Origin of the sequence: Paenibacillus sp. FSL H7-0735 (assembly GCF_038008505.1) — a bacterium.
Classification (GTDB): Bacteria; Bacillota; Bacilli; order Paenibacillales; family Paenibacillaceae; genus Paenibacillus_AQ; species Paenibacillus_AQ odorifer.
Genome location: NZ_JBBOZH010000001.1, coordinates 5,844,428 through 5,862,134 on the forward strand (window position 1 = coordinate 5,844,428; position 17,707 = coordinate 5,862,134).

The 17,707-nt window shown below is 43.8% G+C and carries 11 protein-coding genes and 1 pseudogene; 4 read left to right on the top strand and 8 right to left on the bottom strand.

Annotation, left to right across the window (positions count from 1 at the left end):
• Nucleotides 1-10: 10 nt before the first annotated feature.
• A complete protein-coding gene (locus tag NSS82_RS26520) occupies nucleotides 11-3,355 on the top strand; it encodes a DEAD/DEAH box helicase (protein ID WP_076272813.1) in 3,345 nt (1,114 codons plus the stop codon).
• Nucleotides 3,356-3,428: 73 nt separating this feature from the next.
• Here the strand turns inward: NSS82_RS26520 and NSS82_RS26525 are convergent, their stop codons facing one another.
• From NSS82_RS26525 to NSS82_RS26535, 3 genes are all read right to left on the bottom strand, one after another.
• The gene (locus NSS82_RS26525) at nucleotides 3,429-4,847 is read right to left on the bottom strand and encodes an exosporium glycoprotein BclB-related protein (RefSeq protein WP_076272814.1); all 1,419 of its coding nucleotides are present in this window, start codon (nucleotides 4,845-4,847) and stop codon (nucleotides 3,429-3,431) included.
• Nucleotides 4,848-5,278: 431 nt separating this feature from the next.
• Nucleotides 5,279-7,663 carry a collagen-like protein gene (locus tag NSS82_RS26530; protein ID WP_340960841.1) on the bottom strand — a complete coding sequence of 795 codons (2,385 nt, stop codon included), beginning with the start codon at nucleotides 7,661-7,663 and terminating at the stop codon, nucleotides 5,279-5,281.
• A 45-nt stretch (nucleotides 7,664-7,708) separates the two neighbouring features.
• The gene (locus NSS82_RS26535; RefSeq protein WP_076099427.1) at nucleotides 7,709-8,068 is read right to left on the bottom strand and encodes a hypothetical protein; all 360 of its coding nucleotides are present in this window, start codon (nucleotides 8,066-8,068) and stop codon (nucleotides 7,709-7,711) included.
• A 570-nt stretch (nucleotides 8,069-8,638) separates the two neighbouring features.
• On the opposite strand from NSS82_RS26535, the gene NSS82_RS26540 reads away from it, so the two are divergent.
• Complete coding sequence (locus NSS82_RS26540; protein ID WP_076106016.1) at nucleotides 8,639-10,177, top strand: class I SAM-dependent methyltransferase; 1,539 nt, start codon at nucleotides 8,639-8,641, stop codon at nucleotides 10,175-10,177.
• A gap of 138 nt (nucleotides 10,178-10,315) precedes the next feature.
• Here NSS82_RS26540 and NSS82_RS26545 read toward each other — a convergent pair whose 3' ends face one another.
• The 3 genes from NSS82_RS26545 to NSS82_RS26555 are packed head-to-tail and all read right to left on the bottom strand — an operon-like array spanning nucleotide 10,316 to nucleotide 13,011.
• Nucleotides 10,316-10,969 carry an acetyltransferase gene (locus NSS82_RS26545; RefSeq protein WP_076106018.1) on the bottom strand — a complete coding sequence of 218 codons (654 nt, stop codon included), beginning with the start codon at nucleotides 10,967-10,969 and terminating at the stop codon, nucleotides 10,316-10,318.
• Nucleotides 10,966-12,102 carry a DegT/DnrJ/EryC1/StrS family aminotransferase gene (locus NSS82_RS26550; RefSeq protein WP_076106021.1) on the bottom strand — a complete coding sequence of 379 codons (1,137 nt, stop codon included), beginning with the start codon at nucleotides 12,100-12,102 and terminating at the stop codon, nucleotides 10,966-10,968. The genes NSS82_RS26545 and NSS82_RS26550 overlap by 4 nt, the downstream gene beginning before the upstream one ends.
• 48 nt (nucleotides 12,103-12,150) lie before the next feature.
• Nucleotides 12,151-13,011, bottom strand: a complete 861-nt coding sequence (locus NSS82_RS26555; protein WP_076099423.1) for a glycosyltransferase family 2 protein — start codon at nucleotides 13,009-13,011, stop codon at nucleotides 12,151-12,153.
• A gap of 136 nt (nucleotides 13,012-13,147) precedes the next feature.
• Between NSS82_RS26555 and NSS82_RS26560 the strand changes: the two genes are divergently transcribed.
• Together NSS82_RS26560 and NSS82_RS26565 are read left to right on the top strand one after the other, a co-directional pair.
• Nucleotides 13,148-14,674: a glycosyltransferase gene (locus NSS82_RS26560; protein WP_076106023.1), complete on the top strand. Its 1,527-nt coding sequence runs from the start codon at nucleotides 13,148-13,150 to the stop codon at nucleotides 14,672-14,674.
• Nucleotides 14,673-14,834, top strand: a pseudogene (locus NSS82_RS26565) (transposase); the annotation flags it as partial. The gene NSS82_RS26560 and the pseudogene NSS82_RS26565, both read left to right, overlap by 2 nt.
• Nucleotides 14,835-14,953: 119 nt before the next feature.
• On the opposite strand, the gene NSS82_RS26570 reads toward NSS82_RS26565, so the two are convergent.
• Nucleotides 14,954-16,600 (bottom strand): hypothetical protein, encoded by a 1,647-nt coding sequence (locus NSS82_RS26570; protein WP_340960840.1) that lies wholly within the window; start codon nucleotides 16,598-16,600, stop codon nucleotides 14,954-14,956.
• Nucleotides 16,601-17,093: 493 nt separating this feature from the next.
• On the bottom strand, nucleotides 17,094-17,447 hold the full coding sequence (locus NSS82_RS26575) for a hypothetical protein (protein WP_076101005.1): 354 nt from the start codon (nucleotides 17,445-17,447) through the stop codon (nucleotides 17,094-17,096).
• Between the last annotated feature and the right edge of the window lie 260 nt (nucleotides 17,448-17,707).

Consider the following 17,707-nt stretch of genomic DNA (forward strand, 5'->3'; position numbering starts at 1 on the left):
GAATTATGTTATGGGCTTTAGTGTATCAGAACGGGTAATCAAACTGCTGTGCGGCAAGTCTATTTTTGAAAAAGGATTAGCTTATTACCAAACTGAAAGTGTCGATATAATTGAAGTTGAAGAATACAATGTCTCCATTCCAGATCTGCCCCGCTCTCGATATGAAGCCATTGTTCAGGGGGCGATCGACTATGAAGTTATGGTGGTCATTGATATTGATGGGGACGTCCAGGCAGAGTGTAATTGTCCAGCCTACTCCCATGGCGGGCCATTCTGTAAACATATCGCGGCTGTGCTAATCAACGTTGACGCCCTTAAAAATGGCCGAGATCGTTCAGAGCTTACCGGAGCTTCGCACCTGTCTTCTATAGAAGATACTGAGATTCTAACCCCACGTATTTTTACAGATACTGCGCAAGACAACGGGGGAAAGTCCAGAGATCAACAGCTCGTGAGCAGCCTGCTGGGGATGTTCAGCAACCATACACCGCGTCCTAGCGGTACAGGGGCTTTTGTAGATAACAGACTTCCTCTAAATATAGAGTTTACATGCAAGCCCTTTACTTATAGTTACAGTCACACCATGCTGGGTATAGAAATGAAAGTCGGTCCAAAACGTCTATATATTGTTCAGAAAATAAGGGGATTTCTAGAAAGCGTACACCGCGGAGAATCCTTTGAGTTCTCGAAACATTTTATCTATGATCCTGCCATTTACAGCTTTCGGAAGGAAGATAATGTTGTTCTACAGAAGCTGATTGATATTGTATTAAATGAAAAAATGTACCGTGATAACGTCACTCCTTACTCACCTTATGGGGGGAGTATTGGGGGAGATCGGTTGCTGGCCGTCCCTCCTTTTTTCTGGGAGTCGCTTCAGCCTGCGCTTTCAGAGGTCTCTTCGGTATTTTTGCAACAAGAAGAGATGCTGTACGAAGGCATCCATGTGTCTAATGAGGCACCTCCACTCAGCTTTGAATTTGAACAGGCAGAAGAGGACGGATATCATCTGGATATTCAAGGACTTGAGCAGATTTCGGTCTTAGAAGATTACGGGATAGTACTGTCGGAAGGTAAGCTGCTGAAGCTATCCCCTCAAGAATGTATACGCCTTGCTGAAATGAAAAAAATGCTGGATTCCTCCCGCCGAAATGGTATCGATATTGCCCATGAGCAAATGGAGTCTTTTATGGACAAGGTTATTCCTGGTCTGAAAAAGCTGGGCAACGTCCATATCGCTGACTCCATTGCGGATCGGATTGTTCAGCATAGGCTTATCGCGAGACTTTATCTGGATCGTGTGAGAGATCGGCTGCTCGCCGGACTAGAGTTCCAATATGGTGACATTGTGATCAACCCTTTAGATGAAAAAGCCCATGTTCGCGGGACGAATTTGATTCTTTTACGAGACGGGGAGGGAGAAGCTCGCATTCTGGAGCTGATGGAGCACGAATCTTTCGCTAAAACCGAAGGCGGATTTATTATGACAGACGAAGAGGACGAATACGATTTTTTGTACCATACCATTCCGCTGCTGGAACCGCTGCTTTCGGTTTATGCGACCTCCGCAGTCAAAGCAAGACTGTTCACGAGCACTACACCCCCAAAGGTGAGCATTAGTTGGAATGAAAAGACGGACTGGCTTGATTTTAAATTCGATATGGGGGGGATTCCAGAAGCTGAGATTGTTATGGTTCTGAAATCCCTGCAGGAAAAACGCAGATATTACCGCTTGCCTGATGGGGCCCTGCTACCGCTGGAGAGCGAGGAGCTTCAAGAAATCATTACCTTTATGAATGATGTAGGCATCCGTGAGGGTGAGATCAAAGGGGTGGAATTTTCTCTGCCTGTTGTTCGTGGGTTACATTTGACCTCCACGGATGCTAAGAGTGACTCCATTAAGCTGGGCAGATCCTTTAAAAGGTTACTTGCGAACATGCGGAATCCTGAGAATCTTGATTTTCCTATACCTGACAGTCTGGTTCCTGTGCTAAGGGATTATCAACAGTATGGGTTTCAGTGGCTGAAGACGTTGGCCCATTACCGTTTTGGTGGTATTTTGGCGGATGATATGGGGTTAGGCAAAACGCTGCAAAGTATCGCTTTTCTCCTGTCAGAACTTCCAGAGATCCGCCAGAATGGACTGCCTGCCCTAATTGTCGCTCCTGCGTCCCTCACTTATAACTGGCTTAATGAGCTTAAAAAATTCACGCCAGAGATCAAAGCTGTCATTGCAGACGGTAGTCTAATTGAGCGCGGGCGGATTTTAAAAAATACAGCGAAAGCTGATGTAATCATCACCTCTTATCCGTTGCTCCGCAGAGATGTTCAGCTGTATGCTAAAAAGTCTTTTCATACCCTGATTCTCGATGAAGCACAAACTATAAAAAACCATACTACACAGACAGCCCAAGCTGTAATGGCGCTTCAAGCCCGGCACCGTTTTGCACTTACGGGTACTCCCGTGGAGAATGCGTTGGAAGATTTATGGTCCATTTTCGGCACTGTGTTCCCTGGGTTGTTTCCAGGCAAAAAAGCTTTTCATGATTTACCAAGAGAAACGGTTGCAAAGCGGGCGCGTCCCTTTTTGCTGCGGCGCTTAAAGAGTGATGTGTTAAAGGAACTTCCGGACAAAATTGAGTCCGTACAAGCATGTGAACTGCTGCCGGAGCAAAAAAAGTTATATGTAGCTTATCTCGCCCGTTTGAAAAAAGAGGCACTAAAGCATTTGACCCAAGATAGTTTCGGCAATAATAATCGGATCAAAGTTCTGGCTGGACTAACTCGTCTGCGCCAGTTGTGCTGCCATCCTGCTCTTTTTGTCGATGGATATGAAGGAAGCTCTGCTAAATTCGAGCAGCTGCTCGAAATCATAGAAGAATGTCGCAGTTCGGGTAAACGTATGTTAGTATTCTCACAATTCACAGAGATGCTCGGCCTGATTGGGCGTGAACTAGGATATCAGGGCATTCCATACTTTTATTTAGATGGCCAAACGCCTGTTTCTCAACGAGTAGATTTATGTAATAAATTTAATGAAGGAGAGCGGGATATTTTCTTAATCTCCTTAAAGGCCGGCGGGACCGGGCTCAACTTAACTGGGGCAGATACTGTAATCCTTTACGATTTATGGTGGAACCCTGCCGTCGAGCAGCAAGCAGCGGATCGGGCTCACCGGATCGGACAGAAAAATGTAGTACAAGTAATTCGTCTAGTCACCCAAGGCACCGTAGAGGACAAGATGTATGAGCTGCAGCAGAAGAAAAAGAACTTGATCGATGAGGTCATCCAGCCAGGTCAGGAAAGCTTGTCTACCCTCACAGAGCAAGACATCCGGGAGATTCTGATGATCTAAATAACAATGTTTGAGAAAAAATCAGGGATATCCTACAGCCTCTATGACTATCGGGATATCCCTTTTCTTCAGATTATGCAATTGTAACTCCTGCACTAGCGTAGCCAGCAACAGTAGTTGCAACGTCAATGCCAGCCGTGACCGTCGAAGTGAAGACCAACAACAAGCGTTCTCCCACAGTTACAGGAATGCTTAAGCCTGTGGTATTACCACTGCTAATAGTTCCAAGAGCAATTAATCCTGTAAGCGGAGGACTTAACGTAACTAAAGCCCCAGGTACTGCTGTGAAGGTATTGTTAGGTGTAGTAGATCTGTATAATTGAGCCGTGATTGTTACCGTAGAACCCACCAAACTAACGGAAGATGTCGCACTGAAATAGGCTGCCATAGACGTAAGCGTTCCTGTTCTAGGAACCGAGAACGCAAAGTTCAGCAAGGTTCCAGCCGCTCCAGTAAGATCTATAGTACCGCCTGTAATACTGATATTGGTCGCACTGCTACCAAAACCAACTGCACTTGAAGTATTCAAAAGACCCCCTAATACAGTGGTCATAGCAACTGGAAGTCCAGAAGAATATGGAATGATTGCGCCTGCGCCAGCAGCACCTGTTGCTCCGGTTACACCAGCACTTCCCGTGGCTCCCGTTACGCCAGCACCTGTCGCTCCGGTTACACCAGCAGTTCCTGTTGCTCCCGTTACGCCAGCACTTCCTGTCGCTCCCGTTGCTCCAGCGGTTCCTGTTGCTCCCGTTGCTCCTGCACTTCCTGTCGCTCCCGTTGCCCCTGCACTTCCTGTCGCTCCCGTTGCTCCAGCGGTTCCTGTTGCTCCGGTTGCTCCAGCGGTTCCTGTCGCTCCGGTTACACCAGCACTTCCTGTCGCTCCCGTTACGCCGGCAGTTCCTGTTGCTCCCGTTGCTCCAGCGCTTCCTGTTGCTCCCGTTGCTCCAGTACTTCCTGTCGCTCCCGTTACGCCAGCACCTGTTGCTCCGGTTACGCCAGCACCTGTTGCTCCCGTTGCTCCAGCACTTCCTGTTGCTCCCGTTGCTCCGACGCTTCCTGTCGCTCCGGTTACGCCAGCACCTGTTGCTCCCGTTGCACCAACGCTCCCTGTAGCCCCAGTAGCACCTGTAATTCCTATATTTTCTCCATATAATTCAGAGTAGACAAGGCGATGAGCAGTCACTAGTTGGCCTGTGCTGCTTTTTCCCCAAACTGAAATTTGAATGGGATCATCAATCATAGTAGGTGTTGTGAATAAAAATTCAAATGAATCAAAGTTTGCATAATAGTCATTAGTAATTACTTGATTAGGAGCTACATTAACCAGCTCACTTACATATAAAGTTCTTGTCCCATTCATATAATAACCTTCGACTTGAACCGTTGACGGAGTGTCATCGCTCTGATTAACAATTTTAAGAGTAATAAGCTGAGTAGGTCTTACGCCGCCTACCAGATTATTTTCTATGGGACCAGTAGATAGTTGACTCAATTTTCAACACCTCATTTTTTATGAAATTATAATACTCGTATTATTTGAATTTCGAAAATCAACTCACCTGAACAAAACTATCCTCAAGAGTTTCGTATAAACTAGGGTTTTATCTATAATCATTCCTCCCACCTGCTCTAAGTTGATAATCTATGAGCCTACAAATCAGTTCATATTTTTTGGCTCTTTATAGTATTATTCTTATTTTGAATTAAGGTGTGGACATCCATTTAAAAACTACCAATATATTTTAGAAACATTGAAGTCGCTTGAATTTTCATAATGGTAGTACAGTAAGATATAATTCTAAAAAACATTTTTTCGCTCCAGTCGACTCGCGACATATCCTTAACAAAAATAGAGATAACCCGGAAAGCCATACTAATAGCTACCGAGTTACCCCTATTGTATACATCTAACTTAGAGATAATTTAAGTTAATTCATGAATAGACCATACAATCCCTGATGTGTTGGCACCACCCAGATTCAAATTTAAGGTCAAGCCATTCGCTACATAGAACAATCCAATAACATCCCCAGTCGTCAGTGAAAATTCTCCAGCTAGCGTTACTGTTCCGCTTCCTAATATTGCTCTTAAACTCAATACAAGCGCAACATTCACGTCCAGTATAGGGAACAAACCAGTTATTAAGTTTGTTGCTATAGGGGTAGTTCTCTGAACTACGAAAGCAGGATTGACTCCTGCCCCAAGACTTATCGAAAGCGCAGCCGTTGTGGAATAGTTGATGGTCGCTTCAATAGAATATCTGCCTGTTGTTGGAACTGTGTAATTACCCGAAACTGGATTGAAGGACGGACTAGTAAAAGAAGGAGAAGTCACAGTCCATCCCGTAAGTTGAGAAGAAGCAGCAACTGCCAAAGATGACAGACGTGCAGAAAATCCCTCAGCTTGAACGTTCGGTCCGGTTGCTCCTGTTGCTCCTGTTGCCCCTGCTATCCCCGTTGCTCCAGTTTCTCCAGTTACACCTGTTACCCCGGTCACTCCAGCTACTCCTGTTGCTCCGGTTACTCCGGTTGCCCCTGCTACCCCAGTTGCTCCAGTCGCACCTGTTACTCCAGCCGCTCCTGTTGCTCCCGTCACTCCTGCTCCGGTGGCTCCCGTTACTCCATCCGCTCCCGTTACCCCCGTTACACCTGTTACTCCATCTGCTCCGGTGGCTCCTGTAGCACCCGTTGCTCCATCCGCTCCTGTTGCTCCAGTCACTCCTGCCCCGGTAGCTCCTGTTGTCCCCGTTACACCTGTTACTCCATCTGCTCCTGTTGCTCCAGTCACTCCTGCTCCGGTGGCTCCCGTTGCTCCAGCCGCTCCAGTTGCACCAGTCGCACCTGTTGCTCCATCTGCTCCTGTTGCTCCAGACACTCCCGTTGCTCCATTTGCTCCTGTAGCACCCGTTGCGCCAGTTGCTCCATCTGCTCCGGCCGCTCCTGTTGCTCCAGTCACTCCTGCTCCGGTGGCTCCTGTAGCACCCGTTGCTCCATCCGCCCCTGTTGCACCTGTTACTCCATCGGCTCCTGTTGCTCCAGTCACTCCTGCCCCGGTAGCTCCCCTTGCTCCATCTGCTCCTGTTGCTCCAGTCGCACCTGTTACTCCAGCCGCTCCCGTTGCTCCAGCCGCTCCCGTTGCTCCAGTCACTCCTGCCCCGGTTGCTCCTGTTGCCCCCGTTACACCTGTTACTCCGGCCGCTCCCGTTACTCCGGCCGCTCCTGTTGCTCCAGTCTCTCCTGCTCCAGTCGCTCCCGTTGCACCTGTTACTCCGGCCGCTCCCGTTACTCCGGCCGCTCCTGTTGCTCCAGTCTCTCCTGCTCCAGTCGCTCCCGTTGCACCAGTCGCGCCAGTTGCTCCATCAGCTCCTGTTGCCCCTGTCTCTCCTGCCCCGGTCGCTCCCGTTACTCCATCCGCTCCAGTCGCTCCAGTTGCTCCAGTCCCACCAGTTGCTCCGTCTGCTCCTGTAGCTCCAGTCACTCCTGCCCCGGTCGCTCCCGTTGCTCCATCCGCTCCAGTTGCTCCAGTCCCACCAGTTGCTCCATCTGCTCCTGTTGCTCCAGCCGCTCCTGTTGCTCCAGTCGCACCAGTTGCTCCATCGCCTCCAGTTGCTCCAGTCACTCCTGCTCCGGTGGCTCCTGTAGCACCCGTTGCTCCAGTTGCTCCATCTGCTCCTGTAGCTCCGGTCTCTCCTGCTCCAGTCACACCTGTTACTCCAGCCGCTCCCGTTGCTCCAGTCGCTCCAGTTGCTCCATCTGCTCCTGTAGCTCCGGTCTCTCCTGCTCCTGTAGCACCCGTTACTCCATCCGCTCCAGTTGCGCCAGTCGCACCTGTTACTCCATCGGCACCAGTTGCTCCAGTCACTCCTGCCCCGGTAGCTCCCCTTGCTCCATCCGCTCCAGTTGCACCAGTCGCCCCAGTTGCTCCATCTGCTCCTGTCGCGCCAGTTATACCTTGCGTTGCACCAAGTAACTCTGTATGCACAAGTCGATGAGCAGTCACGATTTGGCCAACGCTATTTTTTCCCCAGACTGAGATTTGAATCGGATCATCTTCCAGACTTGTAGTTGTAAATATAAATTCGAACGCTTCAAAATCAGCATAATAATCACGTGTTATGACTTCATTAGGTGCTACATTTACCAGCTCACTTACATATAAAGTTCTTGTCCCATCCATATAGTATCCTTGAACAAGAGCCATTGATGAATCAACGTCACTTCGGTTATCAATTTTGACAGTAACATGTTGAGTAGGTCTTACACCCCCTACCATACTATTGTCTATCGGTCCGGTAGATAAATAACTCAATTCCTCATCACTCCTTTAACGTTAACTGTTTCACTAAAAGAATTATTAAATTAATACTGCCTGCTTCTCCCATGCAACTATGCGATGAGGATCTACCAATGCTCCGGAATTCTGTTTTCCCCAGACTGAAATCCCAATCTCTGCTTCAACTTCTTCTACTGTTGTAAACACAAATTCAAATGCGTCTAAGTCGGCAAAATAGTTCTTAGTTAAGACTTGATTGGGTGCTAGATTTACTGTTTCATTCACATACATCGTTCTTACTACATCTAATACAAAACCTTGAATTACAAGGTTATAAGGATTGATAGCATCGCGATTTACTATGTTCACTGTTACGATTTGTGTCTCTCTAACTCCCATAAAAGAACTGTTATCTATAGGTCCTGTTGTATATATTGCCATCTTTTTTGTTCCTCCCCTCTATTACAAATTGAAAGTTTTGTACGGCAACATTAGTTCTATGATTCGAAATGATTAGCTATATACTGCTCTATACAGCTCTATACAGAAATATTCGTAGCTTAAAGTTACGTGTGGACGTTTTTACATAGAATTGTCAGATTTTTTTATTGAAGAACTCATTTCCTATACCCGCAATCTACTAAACTGTTAATTTACATGCTGTATACATTAGACAAGCAAGCTCAAAATCCACTGTTATTGTATCGCTATCCTTACAACGTTGCCGGAAGAAAGCATCACTGTTAAGATATACTGACTTTTGCAATCAATCAAAAGATGTGCCTTATAGCTAAACCAGAACATGTCTTCAGAGCTATTCTTCACTTATATTAATTTTCATGTCACAAAAATCCTCAGACGGAATAGAATAATTAGATAAATTCTTTTGAAGTACATCTTTCCAAAAAACTTCAAAAAAATGTGTAGATCACCTATAAAAAGGTGTACTGCTCAGGTTGGTGAAGCTAGACAGGTTGTACAACAATTGTCTGGATCATGAGGGGGTAAATAATGATTAACAGGAATAGTTTGTTTCAAAGAGTTATGGAAATACAAACTGATTCTTCCTTACATGATTTTGGAGGGGGGAGCCCTCTGAATAAATGTTATGTTATGGCATACTTAATCAAGAAATTCGACCTTAAGAATTATGTGGAGATTGGTGTTTATAAAGGAAGAAGTATCTTTTCTGTATCACAAGCTATTAAAGATAATACTGGAACTGCTTATGGAATAGACCCCTATGAGCTCAGTGAAGCCATGCAATACAATATTGATGAAAACTTAAGAGATCAAGTAAATCACTTTGTTGAAAAATTAAATTTCGAAGATCTATATATAAATTTTATTTTAAAGCGAGAAGCATTTGGACTTAAAAATGTAATTGAATTAATCCGAAAAACCTCATCCGAAGCTGTTATAGATTTACAACATATCGAAATTGATATGCTCCATATAGATGGCAATCATGAATATAAGCATGTTCTTGAGGATCTCACCAATTATGCTCCGCTTATTAAAGACGGGGGATTCATTGTTTTTGATGATATCCATTGGGATTCAGTAAGACAATGCTATGACGATATTAAACAGGATTATATTGTTTTATTCGAAACGATGTATTATGGAATTCTAATGAAAAAAGAAAAAACTCAAAAAAATGTAGACCTTGCAAATTTAACCTCAAAAAAGCTAAAAAGTCTTTATACTAAGCTCCGTAATATTGAACAACAAATACAAAAAAAGAAACCTACGGTTAACGTAGGTGTTCTTGCATATAACCATGAAAAATATATTCAACAATGTCTTCAATCTATTGTGACTCAAAAAGGTGACTTTAATTTAAAAATCGTTATCTGTGACGATAAATCGACAGACAAAACAGCCGAGTATATCGAGTCGTTTATTAAAAGCTCTCCGATTCCTAATGGAGTAAACCTTGTATTCTTAAAGGGTGAAGAAAATGTGGGAATGGTTAAGAATTTACAACGCCTATTGGAAGCTTGCCACGGGAGTGACTTTTTAGCATTAATCGATGGTGATGATTATTGGAATGAAGAACATAGGCTGCAAGAGCACATAGACTTCTTAGGAAGCCATCCAGAATGTGCACTTTCGTTTGATAGTATTATTTTATATTGGGAGAACCAAGGTGTATTTGGACCTCATCCCTTACAGCACGCTAAAACTAAAGAGATTTATACTACTGTAGATATCATTCAGTCTAATATAATCGGAAACATCTCCTGTTGTTTTTACGATGCGAGCTACCTGAATCAAATCCCAGATGATCTATTTACCTCCTCCTTTGTTGGGGATTGGATATTAAATATATTCTATTCTCAGTTTGGAGACATCGGTTATATTAATAAACCTATGACCGTTTATAGAAAGCACGATGATGGGATTTGGACTGGAAATAAGACATTTAATCAATTTGAGAAGAAGAAATATCTAATTGAAAGTGTAGATAAATGTAACCAGCTTTTAGATTTTCTTTATGATGAAGAGTTTACTAAAGTGAAAAATCAACTACCAAGATATCTTTGAATCTACCTAACACTTTAAACCAGTGATATGACCATAGGCATATCTCAAATCTAAGAGATATGCCTATGAAACACATTCAGGTGCACATCACCGGATCGATTGTATCGTGAGAAATTTGTCCGAGAAGCTCAAACGCCCCTAAGGTTCATAATAAGTTGAGTTAAATCTTTTCTTAACGACTGCAGGGATACCAGCAGCCAAAGTAAAATCGGGAACGTCGTCTTTGACAAACGCTCCTCCACCAATCGTAGACCAACAACCAATATGGCGTTTCTCACGGACCGAAGCAGCGATACCAATATAAGCGCCTTCATCAATGGTTACATTACCGGCTACATTAACACCAGGAGATATAGTTACGAAATCACTAATTATTACATCATGACTGAGACTAACGCCTTGGTTAATAATAACATGCTGGCCGATCCTGATATTTCCAGATAAGATAGCCCCTTGAAAGATCATACTTCCTTCTCCGATGATGTTACTTTGAGAGATTCGAACACGGGGATGTATCAAAGGGGATGCAATACGGAATCCTGATTGGATGGTTTCATGAACGAATCTTTTTTTCAAACTCGTATCACCCACCCCGGCGCATACTAGCTCTACCTCGTTTTTTAATAGCTCAATATCAACCAAAGTTCCCAGAACGGGAACGCCATCGACAATCCGGCCTTTGAATTCAGGTCGTTCGTCTAAAAATCCCATTACTTGAACGTCTAATTCTTCGCATAACCAGTTAATCTCTCTGGCATGACCACCAGATCCCCAAATGACTAGTTTTCTCATCGGTTAGCTTCTCCCAAGTTTCCAAGAAATTTAGTAATTCTTCGAATCTTAACCTCATCCAGTTCCTCCCACAAGGGTAAGCTGACAATATGTTCGGCGGTATATTCGGTAACCTTCACGGATGCTCTGGGATAACCTTGGAATTGCTTATGTTGATGACATGCCGGGGAAAAGTAGGTTCTGGCTTCAATGGAGTTAGAGGATAACCTTTCGACTACTTCACTGTTGCTATGGGACTCTGGACTGAGGATGGAAATAAATTGATGAACAACAGATCCTTGTGATTTATGCATGGACCAGCCCTGTTCAAATAAACCTTCTTTGTCCAGTTCTTGAAGATACATTTCATAAATCGCCTTTCGATTCTCCTGTATGGAGGGGAATTGATCTAGAGTAGCTAAGGCAATAGCTGCGGTGTACTCTGACATCTTACTGTTTAACCCTTGGATAACGGACTCTCTGTTGCTGGAGAAGCCAAAATTCCCTGCTTGACGTATTCGCTTAATAAGATCCTGGTCCATACTGTAGACCAATCCACCTTCTCCAATTCCGAATGATTTGGTGGCATGAAAGCTGAACACTACCGCTCCTCCGAAACCTTTGCCAAAATGAGTGGCCTCCTCTAAGGTTTTAGTGCCAAAACTAGAAGCAGCATCAATAACTACTGGAACACCTTGCTGCATTAGCCTATTATATAACGATAAATCTATGGCTGTACCAAATGTGGCATAAGGAACAATAACCGCAACCTCATCTCCAAGCTGTTTGACGGTATGTTCTAATTGCTCCCTATTCATTTGTAAATTGTCCGGTTCAATGTCTAGGAAATAAGGTTCAAGTCCACACCATTGTGCGGCAAGGGGGGTGGCAGCAAAAGTGAAGCTTGGCATAATTGCATATTTTCCTTTGGAGCGCTTGGATTGAGAAATTGCTACCATAAGTCCGACAGTAGCATTATGAACGGTCACAGCGGAACCGGTCCCTCCGAACATTTCCGTAATGACACGTTCTTCAAATAGGTCGTTTAAGGGTCCATAATTAGAATAGATTCGGGTTGCCTCAATCTTCTCATAGTAAGTAAGAAATTGTTCTTTTTTTACTAAGTTAGGTCGTAAAAAGGGGATTTCAAACATGAACGGACCCTCCTTCATTTGTAACAATTAAATCTAAGATAGGAGTTTCTATAAGGTGGTTAATATCATTTCAATTCGCTTGATATCATTAAAAAATTGATGATGATCTTTTACACGATTAAGATAAGAATGGAGGGCAGCTTTATATAAATCATTTGTCTCTAGAAATCCATCATCTCTAGCGGCGATAATAATATCCAACCATTCAGAGAATACATTAGGACCAAGTGTTTGATTATTTTGATTAGGATGTATGCGGAAATAGCTTAGAGGTTCTGGAATATACACTGCTTTTCCTTTGGATAGTAAGTTTAACCAAGAGGCTAAATCATTGAGAAGAGAATACTGTTTTCCTGAATACACTCCAAATCGATCGATAAGATCGGCTTTTTTGAATAATACCGTTGTAGGTTCACCTATTACATTTAAGCAACGACTTAATGCAATATTTGCAAGCTGCTTACCGTCCATGATCCTTGTTTCTTGATATAACCTATTCGTTGCATAGAGAGGAGGGATAATTACACCTGATTCATTAATCGTTTGTCGGTATGAGGTAACCAGCGTAATGTTTTCAAATTCTCGAAAATAGCAGATCATCTTTGCAATTTTTTCTTTATGAAATACATCATCATCCATTAAGTAATTGATATATTCCCCGGATGCCAAGTTATAGCACTTATGCCAATTTTCAAGAAAAAGATTTTTTTCATTTTTGAAATATTTTATTTGAGGAAACGCATTTAAATAGGGAACTAGCATCTCTTGTACATTATTATTCGAGCTATCATCACAGATGACGATTTCTATATTCGGATAGGTCTGTTCGAGTACACTATCAATGGCGATTTGAAGCGTATGCGGTCGGTTATAAGCAGGTATTACTACACTCACTAAAGGGTATTTCACATGAATCCACCTTTCTAATTCGGCAATGTGGATTTTTTTCATTTGCTAACATACACATAAACACTCCCATATATATATTAATGAGGCATCGAAATGATGATAAAAATGTCTTCACAACTAGTAAAGGGGAATGTTCATGTCACTCGATTTCACTCCATTATTGACAGCTCATCTTTTTGTAGCTGATACGGTGTTAAAGAAAGAGCTTGAAAGGTTTGTAGAGAGAATGGAAGAAAGCCATATTACCGTAAATCAGTATGCAGCAGGCCATCCTTTACAAGAGACTTTTTTCCAAGGACCTCACATCTATATTTCTTTGGGTGAGGGTTGGGGCGCGTTTAGTGCTCTTATTGAATTGCCTAAGCATGAAAAAAAACGCTGGTTGCACTTTCATTCACCTAACGAAATTCAGCCTGAACATTTATTTTTCTGCTGGCTCAAAGCTACAGACCCTCTCCCAGAGAATCGGATGATTCCTCCAACTCGTTTTTCATCAGGCACACCCTTAATATCCGTATTTACTGCCGCCTACAGATCCAAAGAGAAAATTGATCGGCCTTATCAATCCTTATTGAAACAGACATATACAAATTGGGAATGGGTAATCGTAGATGATTCCGGTGATGATGATGAGACATATAGACAATATTTACTTCCACTAAATGACTATCGTGTTCGCAGATATCGTCAAGACTCACGTAATGGTTATATCGGGGCAAATAAAAGGTATGCTGCAGGGCTATGCAGAGGAGAAATATTAGTAGAAGTCGATCATGATGATGAGCTGACAGCTGAATGCCTTGAGAAAATCGTCAGTGCGTTTAAGCAAAATCCAGATTGTGGGTTTGTATATGGGGATTGTGCCGAGGTGTTTGCAGAAAGTAACTATGCGCATTGGTACGGTTGGGACTGCGGCTTTGGTTACAGTATTCATTACCGGGTCTGGCTGCATGACATGAACCGGTGGCAAAATGCTCAGAAACATACAACTATTAACGGGAAGACCATTTCTCACCTTGTCGGTTTGCCTAATCACCCTCGTGCTTGGACAAGAGATTGCTACCATCTAATCGGAGGACATCGAGATGAATTATTGGTAGCAGATGATTACGACATGCTGGTACGTACATTTCTTTGTACTAAAATTGTACAGATCCCTGATTTGTTATACATCCAATATCGCAATGAACATGGGAATAATACCACTTTTTTAAGGAATAAACAGATTCAAATTCTGGTTCGGCAATTAATGAGAGCATACAATCAAAGAATTACAATGAGATTAATCGAGCTTGATTTACCGGAAAAAATACCGTATAACCGCATATGGGAGACCTCCGTTAATGATCCTGCCCGGAAATCTGCGCATGTGATTCATGAGGATTCTTCCCGTTACTCAATACTGTTTCCGATTCCATATAGTTGTCCTAAAGAGCACATCCAATTAATGAAAACACTCCAAAGGGCTGTTGAAAACAATTTTAAGAACACAGAGATAGTGGTTGTTGGAAGAATTCCGGAGGAAGTTGAAATCTATGCCTCTAAAGCTCCTACCGGTGCCATACGATGGTGGCCGATGCAGCAAAAGGATTCACTCGAAACTTGTATACAATATGCCAAATACATTGCTTCGTGTAAGGAAAAGGTGGTTGTATTACCGTAAGCCGGAGCCTGTGTTTGGCGATATAAAGAATAACCGTGGTTTTAAGAGATTCCTACTTCGTCGCTTACCAAAAGTAAGTATAGAAGTCGGGTGGCTTTCTCTTGCCCACAATCTACTAAAGAAGGCTTCAGTGAACGCAAAAAAAACACGAAGGAGCTAAGCATCTACAAACCGCTTAGCTCCTTCGTCCATTCGTATTTCAGTAATGTTTGGCACTTAGGTTATTCCAAAGATACTTTTGGGACAGCCCCATTAAAGTACACCATTAACTTGAATCCCTCAGGATCTATTATAACACTGTAGGTCCTTGAGGTCCTTGATCTCCTTGTGGTCCTTGTACGCCTTGAGGTCCTTGATCACCCTGTGGTCCTTGTACGCCTTGTGGTCCTTGATCTCCTTGTGGTCCTTGTACGCCTTGAGGCCCTTGATCACCTTGTGGTCCTTGTACGCCTTGAGGTCCTTGATCACCCTGTGGTCCTTGTACGCCTTGAGGTCCTTGATCACCTTGCGGTCCTTGTACGCCTTGAGGTCCTTGATCTCCTTGCGGTCCTTGTGCGCCTTGAGGTCCTTGATCACCTTGCGGTCCTTGTACGCCTTGTGGTCCTTGATCACCTTGTGGTCCTTGATCACCTTGTGGTCCTTGATCACCTTGTGGTCCTTGATCACCTTGTGGTCCTTGTACGCCTTGAGGTCCTTGATCACCTTGTGGTCCTTGTACGCCTTGAGGTCCTTGATCACCTTGCGGTCCTTGTACGCCTTGAGGTCCTTGATCACCTTGCGGTCCTTGTACGCCTTGAGGTCCTTGATCACCTTGTGGTCCTTGTACGCCTTGAGGTCCTTGATCACCTTGCGGTCCTTGATCTCCTTGCGGTCCTTGATCTCCTTGTGGTCCTTGTACGCCTTGAGGTCCTTGATCTCCTTGTGGTCCTTGATCACCTTGAGGTCCTTGATCACCTTGTGGTCCTTGTACGCCTTGAGGTCCTTGATCACCTTGTGGTCCTTGTACGCCTTGAGGTCCTTGATCTCCTTGTGGTCCTTGTACGCCTTGAGGTCCTTGATCTCCTTGCGGTCCTTGTACGCCTTGAGGTCCTTGATCTCCTTGCGGTCCTTGTACGCCTTGAGGTCCTTGATCACCTTGTGGTCCTTGTACGCCTTGAGGCCCTTGATCACCTTGTGGTCCTTGATCACCTTGTGGTCCTTGTACGCCTTGAGGTCCTTGTACGCCCTGAGGTCCTTGATCACCTTGCGGTCCTTGGTCTCCTTGCGGTCCTTGATCACCTTGTGGTCCTTGTACGCCTTGAGGTCCTTGATCACCTTGTGGTCCTTGATCACCTTGCGGTCCTTGATCACCTTGCGGTCCTTGTACGCCTTGAGGTCCTTGATCACCCTGTGGTCCTTGATCTCCCTGTGGTCCTTGATCACCTTGCGGTCCTTGGTCTCCTTGCGGTCCTTGCTCACCTTGTGGTCCTTGATCACCTTGCGGTCCTTGATCACCTTGCGGTCCTTGTACGCCTTGAGGTCCTTGATCACCTTGCGGTCCTTGGTCTCCTTGCGGTCCTTGATCACCCTGTGGTCCTTGATCACCTTGCGGTCCTTGTACGCCTTGAGGTCCTTGATCACCTTGTGGTCCTTGGTCCCCTTGAGGTCCAGTATCACCCTGAGGGCCTTGAACACCTTGCGGCCCTTGAACGCCTTGAACTCCTTGAAGTCCTTGAACGCCTTGAGGTCCTTGGTCCCCTTGAGGTCCTTGTACACCTTGCGGTCCTTGGTCTCCTTGCGGTCCTTGGTCCCCTTGAAGTCCTTGGTCACCTTGCGGTCCTTGATCACCTTGCGGTCCTTGTACGCCTTGAGGTCCTTGATCACCTTGCGGTCCTTGGTCCCCTTGAGGCCCTTGAGGTCCTTGGTCTCCTTGCGGTCCAGTATCACCCTGAGGGCCTGCGATCTCGGTTCCTAAAAGTTCATCAGAGACTAATCGATGGGCAGGCACGAATTCCCCAGCAGCATTTTTACCCCATACAGAAATTTGTGTTTCATTCTCAGCTGGTCCACTTATGGTAAAGACAAACTCTATTGCATCGAAATTAGCGAAATAGCTTCTAGATAATACTTCATTAGGACCTATGGTTACTAATTCTTGTACATATAATATTCTGGTACCATTTAAATGAAAGCCCTCGATAACAACATTAGAAAAATTTACAGGATCACGATTATCCAGTTTGATTAACACGGTTTGAGTGGACCTAACACCACTAACCGGATCATTAGCAATAGGTCCTGTTGATAGTACTGCCATTACGGCACTCCCTCCTTTCTGGAAAATACAGTTAATCAAGATTTCTTGTTAAACTGCTCTTTTTTATAATATGTTTCAACTATCTATTAAGAATGTGGTTATTACCCTGCATATATGTTGAATTTATGTTTCTGACTGCTCCTCTGCAACAACTCGTTGAACATCGATAATTGCACCACTTTCGTTTCTCCCCCAAACTGAAATCTCAGTGCTTATTTCAGCAAAACCGTCTGTGGTGAACACGAATTCATATGCATCAAAGTCTGCTCCAAAATTTCTCGTAATAACTTCATTGGGTGCAATAGATATTTCTTCTAGTACGTAGAGTGTTCTGAGACTGTTTAATTTGTAACCTTGAATATGAACAGAAGAAAAATTGATAGAATCACGGTTTACAATTTTGATAATAACCGTTTTAATTGTTCTGACACCACTAACAGGATCATTTGCAATGGGTCCTGTTGATAATACTGCCATTGAGCTATTCCCTCCTTTATTAAGTATTTTTCAAAAATTCAGATTAAAAAAATACAAAATTTAAAATTGGGAAAAGGTTAATAATTCCCCTTGTATTGTATTAATGATTGGTTTCATTTGATTGTTTGAATGCCCAAAAATTTTATATTGATTTAGCTATGATTTGATAGTTTTTGAGACTTCTAAATCCCTGCAAGATGCTCAAGGAAATTGGGATTAGCTCCACCACCCTTGCTTTTTTCGAAATATTAGTTATACTG